Below are 21098 nucleotides of genomic sequence, written 5' to 3'. Positions count from 1 at the left end.
GGACTAATGACAAAATGACTAACGAAAAGCATATTTTTCGCAATCGCGTCGTTGACAAAGGTCAACTGAGAAATTTAATTTCCTGGTCGTTTACAAATTATGGAACGGCGCGGACTGCGGTAATGGCGGATAAGCTGAAGGATTTAGGTTTCCGCTATGCGACTAGAGCTGGTGTATCCATCAGTGTGGATGATTTGATGGTTCCTCCCTCCAAGCGCAATCTTTTAGATGCCGCAGAAGCGGAGATTCAAGCCACCCAAGAGCGTTATCAACGTGGTGAAATTACTGAGGTAGAACGCTTCCAAAAGGTAATTGATACTTGGAATGGAACCTCGGAAGCGCTCAAAGATGAGGTGGTGACTCACTTCAAGAAGACAAATCCCCTGAATTCCGTGTACATGATGGCATTCTCTGGAGCGCGGGGAAACATTTCCCAGGTGCGGCAGTTAGTAGGAATGCGGGGATTGATGGCTGACCCCCAAGGGGAAATCATTGACTTACCGATTAAAACCAACTTTCGAGAAGGCTTAACGGTTACTGAGTATATTATTTCATCCTATGGAGCGCGGAAAGGTCTGGTAGATACGGCGCTACGGACGGCAGACTCTGGTTACTTAACCCGACGTTTGGTGGACGTTTCCCAGGATGTGATTATTCGGGAATTTGACTGCGGAACAACTCGCGGTATTCCCCTACGGGCGATGACTGAAGGAAGTAAGATTTTAATTAAGTTGTCAACCCGTTTGGTGGGGAGAGTTATCAACGTCGATGTTGTACATCCAGAAACAGGGGAATTAATTGCTGCCAGAAATACTCCTGTTTGCGATGACTTGGCGATCGCCATTGAAAAGGCAGGAGTTGAGGAAGTTGTTGTGCGATCGCCGCTCACCTGTGAAGCAGCTCGCAGTGTCTGCCAACATTGTTATGGCTGGAGTCTAGCCCATGCCAAGATGGTAGACTTGGGCGAAGCGGTGGGAATTATTGCCGCTCAAAGTATTGGGGAACCAGGTACCCAACTCACCATGCGGACTTTCCACACAGGAGGTGTATTCACCGGGGAAGTCGCAAAACAGGTGCGAGCCGAAATGGACTGTGTAGTGAAATTCCCCAAACGTCTACGCACAAGACCCTTCCGAACCCGTCATGGGGAAGATGCTCTCTACATCGAAATGAATGGTCATATCACCATTGAACCCACAGAAGCGGGGAAAAAAGCTGAGGATATTTCCGTTACCCAAGGTTCAACTTTATACATTACCGACAGTCAAAAGGTGAAACAGGGTCAGTTAATCGCTGAGGTTGCCCTCGGTGGACGAACTACCCGCGTCAACACAGAAAAAGCTGTGAAGGATGTAGCTTCTGACCTCGCAGGGGAAGTTAAATTCGCTGATGTGGTGGCAGAACAAAAAACCGATCGCCAAGGTAACACCACAACCACAGCTGCTAGAGGTGGTTTGATTTGGATTTTGGGAGGAGAAGTTTATAACTTGCCCCCTGGTGCAGAATTAGTCGTCAAGAATGGCGATCGCATCAGTAGTAATGGAGTCCTAGCAGAAACCAAGCTCACTACATTACATGGTGGTGTTGTGCGCCTACCAGAAGCTACCCCTGGCAAATCCACCAGAGAAATTGAAATTATCACTGCCTCCGTTGTTCTTGACCAAGCTACTGTCACCGCCCAGAGCACCCAAGGTCGCAACAACTACCTCGTCACCACTGGCAATAACCAAGTCTTCAACCTTCGAGCAACTCCAGGCACGAAAGTGCAAAATGGTCAAGTAGTTGCTGAATTAATTGATGACCGCTACCGCACCACTACAGGGGGGATGCTGAAGTTTGCAGGTGTGGAAGTTCAGAAGAAGGGTAAAGCAAAACAGGGCTATGAAGTCGTGCAGGGCGGAACCTTACTTTGGATTCCCGAAGAAAGTCACGAAGTCAACAAAGATATCTCCCTGTTGTTGGTAGAGGATGGTCAATACGTCAATGCTGGGGATGAAGTCGTCAAAGACATTTTCTGTCAGAACAGTGGCGTAGTAGAAGTCACTCAGAAAAACGATATTCTGCGGGAAGTAGTGATTAAGCCCGGTGAATTGCTCATGGTGGATGACCCCGAAGCTGTGATGAGCAAAGATAATACCTTTGTGCAAGCAGGGGAAGAATTATTAGGGCAGACAGTCACCGAATTGCGGTATATCCAATATGTGGAAACTCCCGAAGGTCCAGCGCTGATCAGTCGTCCTGTGGTTGAATTTGCCGTACCCACTAGTCCTGATGTGCCTTCTACTACTTCTGTAAGTCAGCAAACAGGACGTTCGATTCAAATGCGGGCAGTACAAAGACTACCCTACAAAGATTCCGAACGTGTGAAATCAGTGGAAGGGGTAGAACTTTTACGGACACAGTTAGTATTAGAAATTGAACAGGAAGGGGAACAAGACCACAACACTTCTCCCCTAGCGGCTGATATTGAATTGGTTCCAGATACCGAGAATTCCGAAGTTCAACGTTTACAGTTGGTAATTCTGGAGTCCTTGATTTTACGTCGAGATATCACCGCAGATGCCACCCAAGGCAGTACCCAAACTAACTTGGAAGTTCAAGATGGTGATACCATCGCTCCGGGAGCAGTGGTTGCTCGTACACAAATCCTCTGTAAGGAAGGGGGAATTGTGCGAGGGGTACAAAAAGGAAGTGAGAATGTCCGACGTTGCCTAGTACTACGTCAACAGGATTTAGTCAGAAAACAAGCCAATGCCCAACCTCGGGTGAAAGTTGGTGAGTTAATTGTTGCGGGTACGGAAATTCTCCCTGGTGTGTTTGCTGAGGAATCAGGGCAAGTTGTGGAAGTCAAGAGTCCAGGGACTGCATCCACTACCGAAGAAGGGGCACTGGCAACTCAAAACTACAGTGTCACCGTGCGTCTTGGTCGTCCCTATCGCGTCAGCCCAGGGGCAGTTTTACAGGTAGAAGATGGAGACTTAGTACAACGGGGTGATAACCTGGTACTGCTGGTGTTTGAACGCGCCAAAACTGGAGACATCATCCAAGGTTTGCCGAGAATTGAAGAACTTCTGGAAGCACGGAAGCCCAAGGAAGCTTGTCTTTTAGCAAAACGTAGCGGAGAGTTGAAGGTTGTTTATGGTGATGGCGATGAGGCGATCGCTGCCAAAATCATCGAATCTAACGGCGTAGTCACAGACTATACCCTCGGACCTGGACAAAACCTGATATTCCCGGATGGTGCCCACATCGATGCAGGTGATACCCTGACTGATGGTCCATCTAATCCCCATGAAATCCTGGAAACATTCTTTAACTTGGGTTCTGAGGATGGTATCTATGCCTGTGCTAGCCACGCATTACAAAAAGTCCAAACCTTCCTAGTTAACGAAGTCCAATCTGTTTACCAGTCCCAAGGGATTGATATCGCCGACAAACATATTGAAGTTATCGTCCGCCAAATGACTAACAAAGTCCGGGTAGATGATGGTGGTGATACCACTATGCTTCCTGGTGAGTTGGTAGAGCTACGACAAATTGAACAGGTGAATGAAGCGATGGCAATTACTGGTGGGGCACGGGCACAATATACCCCCGTACTTCTCGGTATTACCAAAGCATCTTTAAATACCGATAGCTTTATCTCTGCGGCATCTTTCCAAGAAACCACCCGTGTCTTAACAGAAGCAGCTATTGAAGGGAAGTCAGACTGGCTACGTGGTTTGAAGGAAAACGTAATTATTGGACGCTTGATTCCTGCGGGTACGGGCTACAATACTTACGATGAGCCTGGTATCGTCGATGACTATACCGATGTGATGAATAGTAATGTCCTAGATGAGGTTGATGACCCCTTGGACATGGTACTGGATGACCGCACAGCTCGCAACTACAATTTAGAGGTTGCACCCATTGTCGAGGGTAATTATGGCGGTAGCGTCAAACGTAGTGGTTCTATCTTAGATGATGATGAGGATTTAATTGCTGGTGAAGTCAGCGATCTCATTGATGAAGAAGACTACGATGATGACGATGGTGATGATGGTGACGATGATGAAGATGATTTTGATGATGATTAAGGATTGAGGGAGGTAAATTTGCCTCTGCATTGATAATTATCAACCCGGTTTCTTGAAGGAATCGGGTTTTTTTATGGTTCAGATGAACTAGATATCAACATCATTGCAAAGATTCCGAGTATTTTATCTACCTCCTTAATAAAATAGTCATTTGTATCAATAAATTAGCTGCCAGTTATTTCTACCTGGGTTGGTTTATAGTCTGAACCCAACTTATTTGCACAGAAACCCATTTCTCGTTGTTGTTGAGAGTCAATTACTTCTGCCCATGATTGAGGTGTGACAAGATATTGATTTGTCTTCTGTTGCAGAAAATTACCATTCCAAGAATTATTAATTGCTGCTTGCTTCATCTTAAACAAAATTTGCCATTTTTTGATAGATTTATTGCTAGCATTTTTGACTTGGAAATTCACACAAAATCCAGTTTGCCAATCAGAATAAATATTTGTAGCTACTTGTAGGGATTTTAGGGAATTGCTTGTAGGTGTAGGTAGGCGAGGAGAAAGATTATTTTCTGGTTTAGATGCCTCTCTGGGAATTGGAGATGGGGATGGAGCAGGTGATGCAGTAAATTTAACTGGTAATAGTTGGGAAATTAACTGTTGTTTTGGCTCATCGATTGCTTGCCAATTTTCTAATAGAATTCCTCCAGTATCTTGGCTGTTAGGGTTCCAACTCCAGTAGGCAAAGCTGAGGTGTTGCTGACGGATAAATTTGATGAATTTATTTTGCCAAATCCCTTCTGGAGAATTATTATCTATTTGCCTACCACCAAATTCACCTACTAGGATGGGAGCAATATTTTGACTGGCGATGTAATTAAAGCCTATTTGCCAGCGTTGGGTTAAATTTTTGGGAAATTGTTTATCACTAAAATAGGGCATGGGATAGACTCCGGCACCGTATTCATGGGGGGAATAAACTAATTTATGGCGACGGGATAATCTGACAGGAAATCTTTTTACTCCTTCTAAATTGCCTCCATGCCAATAATTCTGCTGTTTTTGTTGGGGAACATTTTTTTCGACTCCTTCAACAACGATTAACCAATGGGGATTAATTGCCAAAATTGCATTTCCTGCTTTTTCCGCAGCTAGTCGCCAATCCGTGAGTCGGTTTCCTGTACCCCAGCTAGCTTTACCATGGGGTTCATTTTTTAAGTCTGCACCAATGACATTTGCTTGATTTTTGTACCTTTCTGCGAGCATTTTCCAGGTATCAATCCAATCTGTTTCGGTGAAACCATCACCGTACCATAATTCGGGGATACGTTCATCGTTGAGACGATGGCTATCTAAAAGTATGAGTAATCCTTGCTCTGCTGCTGCTTGAATTACGGCATCCATGACTTCTAATGGAGTTTTGCCCTCAAGTTCTTTGTTGCTACCAATGCGAAAATCAACACTTGATATATTGGAAGAACGTAATCCGGCAACGGAATAAGGTAAACGGATGAAGTTGTACCCTAAACTTTTAATTTGTGCCAACATTTCTTTGTAATCCCTTGCCCATAAGCCATGGGGTACATGGGATGCTGTTTCCATTCCAAACCAGTTAACTCCCCTAAGCAATATAGTTTTTCCTTGGGCATCAATAATTTTGGCTTTACGGGTAGAAAGGGGTAAGGTGATTGGTAGAGGCGTTTTTGCTGGAGTTACTTGACTATAAGCAAGTCCAAATATGCCATCAAGGAAAATAACTGTAATGATAGAAAATATGAAGAGAATTTTATAAAATCCTCTTTTTTTGATGATTACATTTAATAGGGAATACATGGGAATATGCCGAGGTAATTAAATGTATTATTACTTAATTTTTTTTAAATTACGGATAGAATAGACTGGTTTTAATTAAATTTTGATGAATACTATTTAGTTGGGTAAATTTCGCCTCATCAAGGATTTAAGTATGGGATTCAGTGATAATTTGCCGTTATCTCCTCTCAGAAATTTGACAGTCAAATCTGGAGAAAAGTTGCCCATTCTCTAATTTGACTAAGTGTGAAGGCAATCAGGCGATCGCCACTCATCTTGTCATAAGCCACTCATCTTGTCATAAGCCAATTATCTCGTCATGATATTGTGTAGTTGTGTTGGTAATCCCAGGGTGAAGGCGGTAGAATCTGCTTGGCTATCAACGTCAATTTTTGCCCCAAGATGTTTAACTAGTTTTTTCACCAAAGCTAAACCTAAACCAGTACCACTATATTTCCAAGGGTCACGCTGGGGGATACGATAGAAAGGCTCGAAAATTCGTAACTGTTCGACGGTTGGTATTTCCACACCAGAATTAGTCACCGAGATTTTCACAGTCTCCAGAGTTGCACTAGCTGAAACAGAAATACACCCGCCAGATGGGGTGTACTTGCAAGCGTTGTGGAGTAATTCTGTCAAAATACGTTCTAAATCTGTAATATCCGTCTCTAGGGGTGGTATTCCTGGGGAGATATCTAATTTTAATTTCAGTTGCTGACAGTCTGCCACTTGACGGAAGGATTCAACGATGGGTGGTAGCCAAGTGTGAATATCAATGGTTATTAATGTTACTGCTTCTACCTCCGCTTCTAAATAGGTGAGAGTCAGCAAATCATTGATGAGCTTACTTTCTCGATGACATTCGGTATGTAAAATTTGTAACAGTTGGGGGACAATATCTTGCTCTAAAACCCCTTGGTGTCTGAGAACAGTTTCTAAAGTTTGTACTGCTAAACTAATGCTGGTGATGGGAGTACGTAATTCATGGGAAAGGGTGCGGAGAAATTCGTTTTTGAGATGCTCTAGGGTTCCTAATTCCTGGGATTGATGTTTGACGATCGCCATAAATTCAGATTTGCGGAGAGCGATCGCGCATTGGTTTGCGACTTGTTGCACTAAATTAATTTCGGTAATATCCCACTCTTTTTGGGTATTTCTCACCAACCAAAGATTACCAATCATTCCCTGAGCATCGAAAATGGGACAAGCTAGTTGATTGACGATTAAAACTTGGGGATGCCAATTACGTAACACCTCCCTGAGTTGTAAAGGTTTTTTTTGTAACAGTGGTTGATAAATATCTGCAAAGTCACCAATGGTTTTCGGGGTTTCTGGGTTGGGGGAAGAAATCTTGCTATATTCGTAGGCGATCGCCACTTGACTCATAGCCCTGTCGTATAGTTCGATGTAACACCTTTCTCCTGTGAATAACTGAGCTAGCTGTTGCAGAACTATAGATAAAGCCTGATTTACATCTAAATTATCGCGAAGAACTTCAATAATATTACTGAGATGTTCTGTATATTTATGGCTTCTCTGCCACAAGTAAATTTGTTGCTGTAATTGTGCTTTAGAAGTTTGCTTACTCTGGGTAATATCAACACTACTACCAATCAAACGATAAATACGTGAGTTTTCATCCTGTAAAGGTGTCAGTGTTGTTTGCCACCATGTCAGCATTCCTTGCAACCGCAAACATTCTTCATAGACAATAGTTTGTCCATGACTGACACAATCTAAATAATGTTGTCTCACCTGGGCAGCATCAATAGGTGCAAAAATATCCTCTGGAGTTTTATTCTGTACCTCTTCTGTATTCAAACTCCGCCAACTGGCATGATTCGTATCAATTCCTAGATAACGAAATTCTCTATCTCCGAAAACATCAACCACAAAGAAGAGAGATGCTTCCCCATCACCATAAATATCATCCATCTGGGGATGGAATGGTTGTGCATCAATCCTAACCTCTGCATCTTGCCAACAAGACTGTGATAAATCTGCGATTAATTCTGATGAATTCATCTCCATAGGAGATACCCTGTTTGATATTGCTGGTTGTACTTGGCTGGCATTATTCAAATATGTAGATGGGGAAATAGTCTTTAAGACACCCGAAAACTAGATAGTAACTGGAGATAAGATACCTATCGAAATGATTCTCCCTTAATCCATGTTGTTAGGTTATTGATTCAGAATTAGGAGAATACCATATATAGTGTTTCCCAATCAGATGAAATACAACCCCACCCGCCCTATCGGGCACCCTCCCCGATTTCGGGGAGGGCTGGGGAGGGGTTCTTCTATACCTCACTAGAATGAGAAACGCTATATTAGAATTTGCCAAGGTGTTTCCGTCAAATTTGCGACGGGAATAGAACAGCAAATCTGACGCTCTAGGGAGTTGCATAGAGATTCATTGCTAGATGGCTGACGAATGTCAATTATTGATGTATTTAATAATTTCTTAAAATTCTTGCATTTAAAATTCTTACATAGAGAATAAGTAGAAAAAGCTATCTGTAAAGATTTTTAATATTTCCTGGGAATTTATATTTGAATAGACTCTAAATATAATTAGTAGCCCATACCATTAGTTTTTGTAGTTTGTAGTCAGGGCTTTAGCCCTTGATTTGAGCCATAAATCGCTCACCACCAACCCATCACAACTTTTGACATGAACTACTATTGGTTTATCGCATTCAGATATTGCCATTGGGCAAACTTTTAGAATCTTTCCACACCAGGAATATTTGTAAATTTACTCTCCTGCTTACCCGTTACTTTCGCTGCTTCTCCACAGGTGCGGGGAGTGGGGAAAATTTTCCCAGGATTGGCTAAACCTTGGGGATTGAAAACTTGTCTCACCCATTGCATGGTATCTAAATCAATATCAGTAAACATCTCTGGCATATAGCATCTTTTCTCTGCACCGATACCATGTTCACCGGAAATACTACCACCGACACGCACGCAGAGCTTCAGGATTTCTCCCCCCACTTCTTCAACCTTTTCTAATTCTCCAGGGATGGAATTATCATAGAGAATTAGGGGATGTAAATTCCCGTCACCTGCATGAAAGACGTTTGCAATTCTGTAACCAGACTTTTCACTTAAAGCTTCAATTTCTTTCAAGACAAAGGGTAGTTGAGTGCGAGGAATTACCCCATCTTGAACATAATAATCAGGACTGACATGACCAGCAGCAGCAAAGGCAGCTTTTCGACCCTTCCATAATTTTAACCTGGTATCGGGGTCACTGGCAGAGGTAACATTTCTGGCACCATTTTGCCGACAAATATCTATCACTTGTTGTTTATTCGTTGCCACTTCTACCGCTAAACCGTCGATTTCCACTAACAAAATTGCTGCCGCATCACGGGGATAACAATTAGTTTTAACAACATCCTCAACAGCATTAATACTGAGATTATCCATAATTTCCATACCCCCTGGAATAATCCCGGCACTGATGATATCAGAAACCGTCGCCCCTGCGGCTTCAATGTTGGTGAAATCAGCTAATAAAACACAGATGGATTCAGCACTTTTGAGAATTCGCAAAGTAATTTCTGTGGCAACTCCCAAGGTTCCTTCTGAACCGACAAAAACCCCTGTTAAATCATAACCAGGTGTTTCGGGAATTTGCCCCCCTAATTCGACTATTTCGCCAGTTGCGGTGACTATTTTTAAACCTAAAACATGATTTGTTGTCACACCATATTTTAAACAATGCACACCCCCAGAATTTTCGGCAACGTTGCCACCAATGGAGCAGATAATTTGGCTGGATGGATCGGGTGCATAGTAAAAACCCGCACCGCTCACCGTTTGTGTCACCCAGTTGTTAATTACCCCTGGTTGCACGACAACCCGTTGATTATCTAAATCTACATTCAGGATTTGGCGCATTAAGGAAGTAACGATTAATACGCAATCTTCTACGGGCAAAGCACCACCAGATAAACCTGTCCCCGAACCACGAGCAATAAAAGGCACAGAGTACTTATTGCAGATTTGTATCGCTGCGGCAACCTGCTCTGTAGTGCGTGGTAATACCGCAAGGGCAGGTTCTTGACAGTAACTCGCTAAACCGTCGCATTCGTAGGTGAGAAGCTCTTCTCGGCGCTTTACTACCGCATTTTTTCCAAGTACTTTTTCCAGTTCTTTAATTAAAGGTTGCCATTTACCTGGGTGGATATTTTGGGTAAGCATAGGTTTTGACGTATACATGGTGGGTGGCGATAAGTCCGGAGGCTTGGCGCTTTGTGTATCGCTATTCCTATAGCATTACAGATTTTTGACATTTATTCCCAGGGGTAAGTACATGAGCAGAAATATTTACAGTCATTGCGTTAGCTTCGCTATACTTCGTAAACGCGTAGGTGCGCGTCAGCGCTCACGAAATGAAATGTAGCGTAGACGCGGAGCGGCTTCTCGAAGAGTAGCAATCCCAATAAAAACGAGCGATGTCTGGGGTCATTTTTCTAGAAGAAACTGCGCGATCGCAGTCCATATACAGTCCATATGCAGTCCATATATTTATTTCCCAATCCTATCTCAAATTGTCAATGGACACGAAAGTCAACGCCATCCCACCACCCCACCACCTAAAACGCGATCGCCATCAAGGTTGTCGTTAGACATCCCATAGGGAATCGGTGTTAAGGGAGAAAGTCTCTTGAAGTCACCCTTTTTTAGATGGATTTAGGGGGATCCGATGACTGATGCGTACACCGTAGCTCATTTACCGGGGCAAATCTGCTGACGCAACTCATCGCGGGTAGCGAGGTAATCTTTGAGATAGTTGCAACCTCGTGCGAGTACATTATCTAAGCTCAAACTCCACAGAATTACTGTTCCATCCCCACCACCAGAAGCCAGAGTTTGCCCGTCGGGGCTAAAACTTACACTCTCTACCACACCTTCATGCCCTCTGAGAGTAGTAATCAAAGTCCCATCTCGCTTCCATAATTTTATGGTTTTGTCCCCACTAGCAGAAGCCAGAGTTTGCCCATCGGGGCTAAAACTTACACTCGATACCCGATATTCATGCCCTCTGAGAGTAGTAATCAAAGTCCCATCACGCTTCCATAATTTTATGGTTTTGTCCTCACTAGCAGAAGCAATAGTTTGCCCATCGGGGCTAAAACTTACACTCTCTACCAAATCTTCATGCCCTCTGAGAGTAGTAATCAAAGTCCCATCACGCTTCCATAATTTTATGGTTTTGTCCTCACTAGCAGAAGCAAGAGTTTGTCCATCCGAGCTAAAACTTACACTCTCTACCCCACCTTCATGCCCTTTGAGGGTATTAATTAAAGTCCCATCCCGCTTCCATAATTTAATTCCATAACTACCACCAGAAGCAATAGTTTGCCCATCAGGGCTAAAACTTACACTCAATCCCCCACCTCCATGCCCTTTGAGGGTAGTAATCAAAGTTCCATCCCGCTTCCATAATTTCATGGTTCCATCTTCACTAACAGAAGCGAGAGTTTGCCCATCAGGGCTAAAACTTACACTAAATACCCAATCTTCATGCCCTTTGAGGGTATTTATCAAAGTTCCATCCCGCTTCCATAATTTAATGGTTCCATCCTGACTACCAGAAGCAATAGTTTGCCCATCCGGGCTAAAACTTACACTCCACACCAAATTTTCACGCCCCTTGAGGGTAGTAATCAAATTTCCATCTCGTTTCCATAATTTGATGGTTCCATCCCTACTACCAGAAACAATAGTTTGCCCATCCGGGCTAAAACTTAGACTAATTACCACATCTTCATGCCCTTTGAGGGTATTAATTAAAGCCCCATCCCGCTTCCATAATTTAATGGTTCCATCTTCACTAACAGAAGCGAGAGTTTGCCCATCCGGGCTAAAACTTACACTCTCTACCCCACCTTCATGCCCTTTGAGGGTATTAATTAAAGTCCCATCCCGCTTCCATAATTTAATGGTTTTGTCCTCACTAGCAGAAGCAATAGTTTGCCCATCCGAGCTAAAAATTACGCTCCTTACTCCACTTTCATGCCCTTTGAGGGTAGTAATCAAATTTCCATCTCGTTTCCATAATTTGATGGTTCCATCCCTACTACCAGAAACAATAGTTTGCCCATCGGGGCTAAAATTTACACTCCCTACCACATCTTCATGCCCTTTGAGGGTAGTAATCAGAGTGCCATCTCGCTTCCATAATTTGATGGTTTTGTCGTGACTACCAGAAGCAATAGTTTGCCCATCGGGGCTAAAATTTACACTCCCCACCACATCTTCATGCCCTTTGAGGGTAGTAATCAGAGTGCCATCTCGCTTCCATAATTTGATGGTTTTGTCGTGACTACCAGAAGCAATAGTTTGCCCATCCGGGCTAAAATTTACACTGAATACCCCACCTTCATGCTCCTTGAGGGTAGTAATCAGAGTCCCATTCCGTTTCGATAATTTAATGGTTCCATCCTGACTACCAGAAGCCAGAGTTTGCCCATCGGGGCTAAAACTTACACTAATTACCACATCTTCATGCCCTAGCCAACTATTGTTCTCACCAAAATTTCGACTAATCTGCAAGAAAATGTTCTGTAACCCAAACAAGGGGCTATGAGTTGGGTATTTTGCCAAGGATTTCTCGTTTTTAACTAAATTTTTCAGTTCCCGTGCTGCACCCATCACTGAGAGCAAATTTTCTAGCTGCCGACTTGAGTCACGAAATTCTTGGGCAGCAGTTGTCGCTTGTTGTTCAAGATTCCTTACAATCCGAAATCTTTCCAATTCATTTACTGTTTGAGCTAACTGTTTCTGGGCAGTTTTCTTTGCATTCAATGCCCTATTCCGCTCTCTCTCGGCTGTCTGTCTTTGCGCTTGTGCTGCTTTCCTTTCCCTTGTTGCCTTTCCTAATTCTGCAATAGCTCTTTCACGCTGTTCTATTACTTGATTTCGCTCGTTCACAGCTGTGTTTTTTTGTGCTTGTGCTGCTTGCTCTTGTTCTATCGCTTTTTGTGCCGCTTCTTTAGCAGCTTGTTCTTTCTTGATAGCTTCATTTTCCCGTTTTCGAGTCTCTTGCAGTTTTTTATCAGCATCTGCAATTTTGCTGTTAGCCGAGTCTAATTGTTCTTGCTTTGCGGCTGCGGATTTTTCTGCATTTTCTCGACCGACTTCTGCTTTTTCTCGACGAGCTTCCGCTAAAATTCTTTTCTCATTCGCCCTACCTGCAATTATCCCAGCAATTCCAGCCCCAATTAGAGAAAGCACAAGTATAATTAACCCAATCCTAATCTGCCTTTTTGTATTTTTTTCAGCTTCCTTAACCTTTCCTTCTGCTTCCGCAACCCTCTGATTTAACTCAGCTTCCACGCTGGCAGACAAAAACCGATAATCAGCATCACTCAAACTCTTACCATCAGCCCAAATACGAGCTTTTTCTAATTCTTTACCCTGTAATAAATAGGATTTATCCTGATATTTACTCTCTACCCAAGCTTTTAAATTCTGACCATAGGGGCGTATTTTTTCTAATTCATTCTCAACCCAATTAATATCAAAAACACTGCCGTAAATCTGATTATAAACTTTTAATTTACCCTGCCTTTCTACCACCAATCCCGTCAAACGTAACCGCATCTGTTCCAGACTGCCATCGGTTGCAATCTCACCTTGCTGCAAAATTTGCTGATATAACCCCAACAAACCCACGGAAATTTCATCATTAATTACTATCCTGTCTCGAATCGTCTTGAAATGCTCTTGTTTATCCTGCGTTTCCCAACTATCAATAATTTGACTGTGAATTATCTCCGCAATTTCAGCTTTTAAATTTTGATTTTCTAATGAAACTAGGAAATTTTCTGACCCATTTCCCCGATTCCATTCCCTACTCCCCAGCAACTTACAAACCCTCTGGGTTAAAAATGGTTGTCCCCCCGTCCAGGTTAAAATTTCATCCATCCAGACTTGGGGATTTTCTACCTTTCCTTCTAAACCCTTCCCCAAAGGTGCAACCTCATGAAATTTGAACCCATCGAGTTGAATTGCTTCCCCAATATTAAAAGGAGTTCGCGTTTTATCCGCAATCAAATCACCCGGTGTTGCTACCCCCAACAAAGCAAAAGTTAAACGCCGATAGGCTGAATTTTCCGCACGTTTGTTATAACAGCTTCTAATCAGGGCGAAAAAATCATCACTGGCAAATTTTAAACTCAGGGTACTATCAATTTCATCAATAAAAATAATAATACTTCCTGGGATAGATGACAAAAGGACATCTTCTATAAATTCATCTAACCTTTGAACTGCTGAAATATCATGGCGATCGCGCCACCAACTACGACGAAATTCTAAGGGTTTGGCAATCCCTAAATCCTTAACAATCTTTGAGACAACCCCTGTATACCATTGCTCTTGGGTAACATTATCCCTACTACCTTGCCCAGAAACATCAATACTAGAACAAGCCACACCCTCTTCTACAAGTCTTTGCATCACCCGCACTTTCAAGCTGGATTTACCCATTTGCCGCGAGTTAAAAACATAACAATATTTTCCAGCCTTGAGAGCCTGATAAAAATCAGCGTCCGCCTGTCTAGTCACGTAACTGGGCGCATCTGCGGCAAGACTAGCCCCCACTTGATACTCGTATTTTCCCGTCATTTCTCTATTGATAATAGTAAAATTTAAGACATTTTTTGTATGTATCAGAATACGGTTCAGTTAAGATGTTTGTCTTTGCGACAGGTTACGGGAACACATGATTTTTTTCTTGAGACTGTACTACCATCAAACTTTAATCTAGACAATACCGAAATCCCTTCGAGTTTTATTCGACTTTTCCTTAGTGGTTCATATCATAGGTTAGTAGTCAACGATTTATCGTTCAAATCAAGGGCTAAAGCTGTGACTATAAACTACCAAAATTAATGGGACATATATATAGCGTTTCTCATTCTAGTGAGGTATAGAAGAACCCCTCCCCAGCCCTCCCCGATTTCGGGGAGGGTGCCCGATAGGGCGGGTGGGGTTGTATTTCATATGATTAGGAAACGCTATACCACTACTTACTTAAATGCTCTAATCTAGTTATGGAATAGGCATAATTATATTTTTTTAAATAAAAATGGGAATTAGAGTACATAAAGACTACCTTGCCAAAGTTAGGGCAGCAGTCAAACGCAATGGCTATCCCAGTCAAGGAGAGTTGGCGATCGCGGCAGGTTTAGCACCATCCACAGTCCATAATTTCCTTACAGGCAAAAACGTTTTTACTCGCAATTTTCAGGATATTTGTGAAATATTAAATTTAGATTGGCAGGAAATTTTTGATCGAGAAATCGACGTATCAGAAAATCATTCGCCAGAACCAATTCTCCCAGAACCCATTCCCCTAGAAACTTCCCCAAAAATTAATCAAGGGGCAAATATCCCCATCACTATTCCTTCCCTAGAATATCCCGGCGCTCCCGTTGCCATCACCTCTCCCTTTTATATTCTCCGCCCCCCCAAGGAACAAGACTGCTATCACGAAATATCCAAACCAGGGGCATTAATTCGCATCAAAGCACCCAAACAAATGGGCAAAACCTCATTATTATTTGGGATTTTAGATACAGCCACAAAACAGGGCGATCGCACAGTTTATATCAGTCTGCAAGAAGCAGATAAACCATGTTTTACCAACTTAGATAAATTCCTGCGTTGGTTTTGTGCCACCATCACCCGTAAATTAAAATTAGAAAATAAATTAGATGAATATTGGGAAGACGATATCAGTTGTAATGTCCGATGCGAAACCTATTTAGAAGAATATATCCTACCCGAAATTACCCAACCCTTAACCCTCGGTTTAGATGAAGTCGATAGATTATTTGCCTACCCCGACATTTACGGCGACTTTTTCGGTTTAATTCGCTACCTCCACGAAGAATCAAAACGCCCCAGTATTTGGCAAAAATTACGCATAGTCATTGCCCACTCCACCGAACCCTATATCCAACTTGATATCAACCGCTCTCCCTTCAACGCAGGTTTTCCCGTAGAACTATCGGAATTTACCACCACACAAGTATTAGATTTAGCCCAGCGCCACCAATTACACTGGAGCCAGGAACAAATCACAGAAATCATGTCCATGATTGGCGGACACCCGTTTTTAGCCCGTTTGGCTTTGTATCACATCTCCCGTCAAGATATCACCTGGGAAAGATTTCTCGCCACCGCACCCACCGAGTCAGGTATCTATGCTCATTACCTCCATCGTCTCACCGATGAGCTGAACCAACAGCCAGAATTAGCCCTAGTCATACCCGAAATCATGACAGCAACTGCACCTGTGCAACTACCCACAGAAATCAAATTTAAACTACAAGCCATGGGATTAGTTCACCTACGCAGCAATGGAGTCACCCCACGCTGTCACCTATATCAGCAATATTTCATCGTCTGTGCCAACTCCCTTTCACAACACAAACAAAACTCCTAAGATAAATCAAAGAAGTCAAAAATATTTCAGCCCAAACCCCAGTAAGCGCCAGTGTTTGATAAAAGCATCGAATTCAACACACACCGATGCTACAAAAAATATTCAATACTAAAGCTCTTGGAACCATCTCCACCACTGCTGCTCTTTCTACCTCCCTATTGATTGCACCTACCCCAGTTCGCGCTGATTACCGTGATTTTATCAATGATGTGGGTGAGCAACTCATCCGAGCAGGTATGGCTTCCGGTTTGCGTGGTTATGAGTTAACCCATGAACCTGTAATCAATTCCATGAATCATGGCTATTCCAGTTATGTGACTGTAACCCTCAGAGCAGGTGTATCCTACGGGATTGTTGGAGTTTGTGACAGAGATTGTCGAGATTTAGATATTGCCTTAATCAATGATAGAGGTTACGCGATCGCGTCAGATATGGGAAATGATGACATCCCCTTTATTCCCATTACCCCCTCTCGTACCGCTACCTACCGGATTCGTGTAGATATGTCTCGTTGCCACAATCAGCCTTGTTACTACGGTGTTGGTATCTTTGGCAGATAAGTTTGCACAACTTCCCATCACCCTTGCACCATTTCACGAAAATAGTGAAACAGATACAAACCCTGAAAGTCTGACTAGATAAGACTTTCTTAATTACGAATTACGAATTACGAATTACGAATTACGAATTGGTATTACACCTTCCCCCACACACCAGTCATTCTCGCTGAGTACTTGGAGAAAATCTATGTTGACTCAATCATCTATCAAATTCCCCGCAGTTCTCATCAGCTCAATTTTGATTTCCAGCTTGCTTTCCCTATCCCCAGCCAAATCCCAAACCGCAACAACGCAACCACAAAATTTATCAGCCACCCAACCCCGAAAAATGTCATCAGCGAATTTAATTGCTGAGTCTATTAAACCCTCCGTTGTGCGAGTTGTTCTCGGATGTCAAGTGACAGCATACTTGCCCAAAACTGGCAAAATTTATCACCTAGAAACAGATATTGCCCATGGTTCTGGGTTCTTTGCTAGTAATCATGGTCACATTGTTACTAATGCCCATGTTATTAATTTTACTAAAGAGAATTGCCAAGAATCTTTATGGCAAGAATTAGCAAGTAAGTTGGAATCAGATGGTGAAAATCCTAATGCTGTTGCCCAACAATTAAAGTGGATGAAAATCGAACCAATTTACTCAGTTATCCTATCCAATGGTAAGCAACTTCCCTCCCAGGTGATTATCTCTGGTGCAACGGTAGGTGAAGGTAAAGATGTGGCAATTCTCAAAGTCAATTTGGCAAATACACCTGCAATTCCCCTCGCGGATTCTGATAAAGTGCAAATAGCTGATACAGTTACAGTTGTGGGCTATCCAGCCATCATTGACTATATTTCTTGGTTAGATAAAAAATCTTTGCAGGAAGCAAGCTTTACCAAGGGTATGGTTTCTGCTCACAAAACTCTCAGTGATGGAACCGCCGTCATTCAAATCAATGGAACTGCCACTTCTGGTAATTCGGGGGGACCTGTTATCAACGAACAAGGTGAGGTAATTGGAATTGTTACCTTCGGTTCTCGCCACAGTGATAATTTTGCTTTCCTATTCACCAGCAATACCATTCGCGAATTTCTTACCCAAGCTGGCATCACTAACTCTTAGATACAATCACCAAAATGCGAGCGCGGCAGGACTCGAACCTGCGACAGACTGCTTAGAAGGCAGTTACTCTATCCACCTGAGTTACGCGCCCAAGCAAAAACAAGCAATAGGATGTGCTGGCTCTTGATGGAGTCAGACATCATCATAATATTGTACATGGTTGTTTACAAGAAAGCAACGAAAAATTATTGCAGATTTTCACCAACCAAGGCTATGATCCAAGGCGCAAGCCAGTTAATTACGGGTTTGCGCTCAGGCGCATATTAACCCATGAGAGTTATGATATCAGCCGTATTGATCAAGCCCCTGTGAGGAGTTGTTTGCCAGTGCCATGTTTATTCTTAAAAGGCAAGATGTGGAAATCTCGAATATTCAGCACCCATCTCGTGATCAGCAGGTGCCGATTCTCCATTATCAGGGGCAGACCTTTCGATTAATTAGTGTTTTTAAAGCTAGTCAAGAAGAAGAAGCCAAAACTTTGTGGCGTGAGTTCACTGATAACCGTGGTAAGGCTTGTGTATTACTTGAAGAACCTGAACGCTTTAGCATTTGGGGCAAAGTTCGTTTAGAACAAATACACGGTGATGCCGAAAGTCATACCAACCTCAGTACTTACACGCAAGCTACGATTTTGCTACTGCAATCACTCTACATGGATATAGAGGATTTTTTGGGGGCTCGGCAAGCCGCCTTGTTTCAAAAAGAGATTGGTGAGTTTTTACAACAATGGCAATTTCCCCAGGGAAATTCACCACAGGCAGTTAAGAACTTATTAGCAATGAATCCTCTAGACGAGGCGTTAACACCTAATTGGCAGGAGCATCACGTAGTTACCCTTTTGCAAGAATTACACCGTTTAGGCAAGGCTTATTTTGGTAATACCAATTTTGCCAATCCAGTTAAAGATAAATTACAAGACATGACTGATGCAGAGCGATCGCTGTTTATGGCATGGCTACATCAGTCAACTTTAAGTAAACTTTGGCACTAATAAAAACAGTACCTCAGTAATAATCATTACTTGTAATTATGTTGTATAAATGAAGATTTATACGTTTAAGTGTTTATTTGATTGCATCCAAATATTGCTTGAGTATATAGAAATCATTCAGAATAAATACAAGTTCATGAGTAGCATTTACAACAAAAACAAAAGTTCTCAATCCTGGTTTACCACCCAAAACATTATTTTATTCAGCTTGGGTTGGGGATTATTAGCGCTGTTATATTTCTTACTTTTTAGCGCAAAAATTCCCGAAGCAGATGGCATAGAACGACGGGCAGAATGGTATGTTATTGGTACAAATATTTTTGAAGCCCTCGCTTACCTTGGCGCAGGTCTTCTATGCTTGAGAAACTGGCGTAGTCCGCAAATCGTGAGTGGTCGTCATGTATGGTTGTCAATCGGCATCGGTATGCTTTCTTATTTTTTAGGTGGCATATTTTTCGGATATACCGAAGTTGTGATGAAGGAAGAACCCATAGTCTCTTTAGGTGATGTGTTTTTTGTGATCACCTATTTACTGTTAGGTATAGGCATGACTCTAGCTGTGATATCTCGGCGACTGAATTTAGAAACCTGGCAATGGATAATAGTATTAGCGATCGCCCTTTTTGGTAGTGCCCTGGCATGGTTGATTTCCCAACCCCAAGGAGGCGGGCAAGAGCAAATACCAGATTCCTTACAAGGGATAGCTTCTATTTTAAATTGGTTCTATGTCGTCAGTGATGTATTACTATTAATTATCGCCACAATTCTACTGTTAGCCTTTTGGGGTGGACGTGTATCTCTTTCTTGGCGAATGATTGCGGCGGCGGCATTTTCGCTCTACATTGCAGATATGTGGTTCAAATATGCTAACAGGATTCCCAACTATCAAAGTGGAGAAATACTGGAAGTATTTTGGGTCTGGAGTGGAGTGTTGTTTGGTATGGGTGCTGTACTAGAGTATGACGCATCATTAAACCGCTCACGACGGGAGCGCGGCAGAAAAAGAACTTAGCAAATGTTGTTTGGTGTCTACCGTGAGAAAACTAACAGAAACAGATAAAAAAGAAATCCTCAAATTGTACCGGGAAACTGCCGAGACGACATCGACTTTGGCAGAGCGTTACGATGTCAGTAACTCAACCATTAGCCGTCTCCTCAAAAGCACCCTAGCAGAAGAAGAATACGAATATCTCGTTTCTCTGAAGCGGGCAGCTAGAACCCCTGAAGGTAGAGCGCAGGTGAGTTACGAGCATAAACCACCATTTATTGAGCCAGAGGAAGCACCACAACCAGAGAAAAAACTGCCACCGACTCCAGTGGTTATCGAACCACCCCCAGAGGTGAAAGTCATTCCTGCTGTGGCAAGTGAATCTTCCCCTAGCAGAAGGGTGAAAAAACGCATCTCATCTACAGTCAAACCTATACCTGTAGGTGAGCAGTTAGAATTGCCCGTAACCCAGGAACTAGTGAGCATTCCCAGTCCTATCCTCGAAGACACTGAATCTGACGTAGGTGATATTTCCTACGGCATAACTTCCCTACATGCGGAGATGCTGGGTGAAGACTTGCTGGATGAAGGTGACGACCTCGATGATTTAGATGATGACTTCGATGATGATGATGACGAAGACTACGAAGAGGATGAGATTCGCCATGCTCCACCCCTAGTCACCAGAAGTCGCTCTGGAGATGGTCTAGTTCGCGTTCTACCCCTCTCTTCGGCTCATTTGCCTAGAACTTGTTATTTGGTGATTGACCGTGCGGCAGAGCTAATTACTCGCCCCTTGAGAGATTTCGGCGATTTAGGGCATATTCCCGGTGGAGAAATACAGGAACGAACCTTACCTGTGTTTGACAATCATCGAGTTGCCAAGCGATTTTCTACCAAGCGCGATCGCGTGATTAAAGTCCCCGATAGCCGTATGCTCCAAAAAGCCCGCTACCATCTCCAAGCCAAGGGTATCACCCGTTTATTGATAGATGGTCAAGTTTATTCAATGTAGGGACTAGGGAAGAGGGAATGGCAACAACACCCTTGAATTTGCCTTCACCCTTTCCCTTTTCTCCTGGATTTATCCTTGCCTAGTACAAAACACTACTAATGACCCGGAAGGCTAATAGTAGAATAAGGT

12 protein-coding genes and 1 tRNA gene are annotated in these 21098 nt (G+C 42.9%); 8 read left to right on the top strand and 5 right to left on the bottom strand.

The annotated features are described in order from the left end of the window. The first annotated feature begins 14 nt into the window (after positions 1-14). Positions 15-4079: a DNA-directed RNA polymerase subunit beta'' gene (locus IJ00_RS29700; protein ID WP_035154189.1), complete on the top strand. Its 4065-nt coding sequence runs from the start codon at positions 15-17 to the stop codon at positions 4077-4079. Positions 4080-4243: 164 nt separating this feature from the next. On the opposite strand, the gene IJ00_RS14735 is transcribed toward IJ00_RS29700, so the two are convergent. From IJ00_RS14735 to glcD, 3 genes are all read right to left on the bottom strand, one after another. Then, on the bottom strand, positions 4244-5857 hold the full coding sequence (locus IJ00_RS14735; protein WP_035154188.1) for a cellulase family glycosylhydrolase: 1614 nt from the start codon (positions 5855-5857) through the stop codon (positions 4244-4246). Between the two features lie 288 nt (positions 5858-6145). Beyond that, on the bottom strand, positions 6146-7867 hold the full coding sequence (locus IJ00_RS14730) for an ATP-binding protein (protein WP_035154187.1): 1722 nt from the start codon (positions 7865-7867) through the stop codon (positions 6146-6148). Between the two features lie 696 nt (positions 7868-8563). Beyond that, the gene (glcD, locus tag IJ00_RS14725; protein WP_035154185.1) at positions 8564-10051 is read right to left on the bottom strand and encodes a glycolate oxidase subunit GlcD; all 1488 of its coding nucleotides are present in this window, start codon (positions 10049-10051) and stop codon (positions 8564-8566) included. Positions 10052-10305: 254 nt separating this feature from the next. On the opposite strand from glcD, the gene IJ00_RS29080 reads away from it, so the two are divergent. Further along, positions 10306-10479, top strand: coding sequence for a hypothetical protein (locus tag IJ00_RS29080; RefSeq protein ID WP_168163486.1), 174 nt, complete (start codon positions 10306-10308; stop codon positions 10477-10479). Between the two features lie 100 nt (positions 10480-10579). Here IJ00_RS29080 and IJ00_RS14720 read toward each other — a convergent pair whose 3' ends face one another. Further along, entirely contained in the window at positions 10580-14485 is a 3906-nt protein-coding gene (locus IJ00_RS14720) for an AAA-like domain-containing protein (RefSeq protein ID WP_035154184.1), read from the bottom strand. A 463-nt stretch (positions 14486-14948) separates the two neighbouring features. On the opposite strand from IJ00_RS14720, the gene IJ00_RS14715 reads away from it, so the two are divergent. The 3 genes from IJ00_RS14715 (at position 14949) to IJ00_RS14705 (ending at position 17975) form a co-directional block, all read left to right on the top strand. Then, positions 14949-16310 carry an AAA-like domain-containing protein gene (locus IJ00_RS14715; RefSeq protein ID WP_035154182.1) on the top strand — a complete coding sequence of 454 codons (1362 nt, stop codon included), beginning with the start codon at positions 14949-14951 and terminating at the stop codon, positions 16308-16310. An 86-nt stretch (positions 16311-16396) separates the two neighbouring features. Then, on the top strand, positions 16397-16870 hold the full coding sequence (locus IJ00_RS14710; RefSeq protein WP_035154181.1) for a hypothetical protein: 474 nt from the start codon (positions 16397-16399) through the stop codon (positions 16868-16870). A 187-nt stretch (positions 16871-17057) separates the two neighbouring features. Continuing rightward, positions 17058-17975, top strand: coding sequence for a S1C family serine protease (locus IJ00_RS14705; protein ID WP_035159084.1), 918 nt, complete (start codon positions 17058-17060; stop codon positions 17973-17975). 17 nt (positions 17976-17992) lie between these two features. Here the strand turns inward: IJ00_RS14705 and IJ00_RS14700 are convergent. Continuing rightward, positions 17993-18066, bottom strand: a tRNA-Arg gene (locus IJ00_RS14700). 240 nt (positions 18067-18306) lie between these two features. Between IJ00_RS14700 and IJ00_RS14695 the strand changes: the two genes are divergently transcribed. The 3 genes from IJ00_RS14695 to IJ00_RS14685 all read left to right on the top strand — a co-directional run bounded on the left by IJ00_RS14695 (position 18307) and on the right by IJ00_RS14685 (position 20969). After that, positions 18307-18966 (top strand): Npun_F0813 family protein, encoded by a 660-nt coding sequence (locus IJ00_RS14695; protein WP_035154180.1) that lies wholly within the window; start codon positions 18307-18309, stop codon positions 18964-18966. Between the two features lie 136 nt (positions 18967-19102). Continuing rightward, the gene (locus tag IJ00_RS14690) at positions 19103-19978 is read left to right on the top strand and encodes a hypothetical protein (protein ID WP_035154178.1); all 876 of its coding nucleotides are present in this window, start codon (positions 19103-19105) and stop codon (positions 19976-19978) included. A 22-nt stretch (positions 19979-20000) separates the two neighbouring features. Then, positions 20001-20969, top strand: coding sequence for a transposase (locus IJ00_RS14685; protein ID WP_035154176.1), 969 nt, complete (start codon positions 20001-20003; stop codon positions 20967-20969). Positions 20970-21098 lie beyond the last annotated feature (129 nt).

The sequence above is a fragment of the Calothrix sp. 336/3 genome, from assembly GCF_000734895.2.
Taxonomy (GTDB): domain Bacteria; phylum Cyanobacteriota; class Cyanobacteriia; order Cyanobacteriales; family Nostocaceae; genus 336-3.
Note: the sequence above shows the minus strand (reverse complement) of the source record. Positions and strands in the feature narration are given on the sequence as shown.

What these genes read in the sequence shown, in the direction of transcription:
- IJ00_RS29700 (WP_035154189.1), top strand. Translation starts at nt 15, where the DNA reads ATGACTAACGAAAAGCATATTTTTCGCAATCGCGTCGTTGACAAAGGT.
- IJ00_RS14735 (WP_035154188.1), bottom strand. Translation starts at nt 5,857, where the DNA reads ATGTATTCCCTATTAAATGTAATCATCAAAAAAAGAGGATTTTATAAA.
- IJ00_RS14730 (WP_035154187.1), bottom strand. Translation starts at nt 7,867, where the DNA reads ATGGAGATGAATTCATCAGAATTAATCGCAGATTTATCACAGTCTTGT.
- glcD (WP_035154185.1), bottom strand. Translation starts at nt 10,051, where the DNA reads ATGCTTACCCAAAATATCCACCCAGGTAAATGGCAACCTTTAATTAAA.
- IJ00_RS29080 (WP_168163486.1), top strand. Translation starts at nt 10,306, where the DNA reads ATGTCTGGGGTCATTTTTCTAGAAGAAACTGCGCGATCGCAGTCCATA.
- IJ00_RS14720 (WP_035154184.1), bottom strand. Translation starts at nt 14,485, where the DNA reads ATGACGGGAAAATACGAGTATCAAGTGGGGGCTAGTCTTGCCGCAGAT.
- IJ00_RS14715 (WP_035154182.1), top strand. Translation starts at nt 14,949, where the DNA reads ATGGGAATTAGAGTACATAAAGACTACCTTGCCAAAGTTAGGGCAGCA.
- IJ00_RS14710 (WP_035154181.1), top strand. Translation starts at nt 16,397, where the DNA reads ATGCTACAAAAAATATTCAATACTAAAGCTCTTGGAACCATCTCCACC.
- IJ00_RS14705 (WP_035159084.1), top strand. Translation starts at nt 17,058, where the DNA reads ATGTTGACTCAATCATCTATCAAATTCCCCGCAGTTCTCATCAGCTCA.
- IJ00_RS14695 (WP_035154180.1), top strand. Translation starts at nt 18,307, where the DNA reads ATGTTTATTCTTAAAAGGCAAGATGTGGAAATCTCGAATATTCAGCAC.
- IJ00_RS14690 (WP_035154178.1), top strand. Translation starts at nt 19,103, where the DNA reads ATGAGTAGCATTTACAACAAAAACAAAAGTTCTCAATCCTGGTTTACC.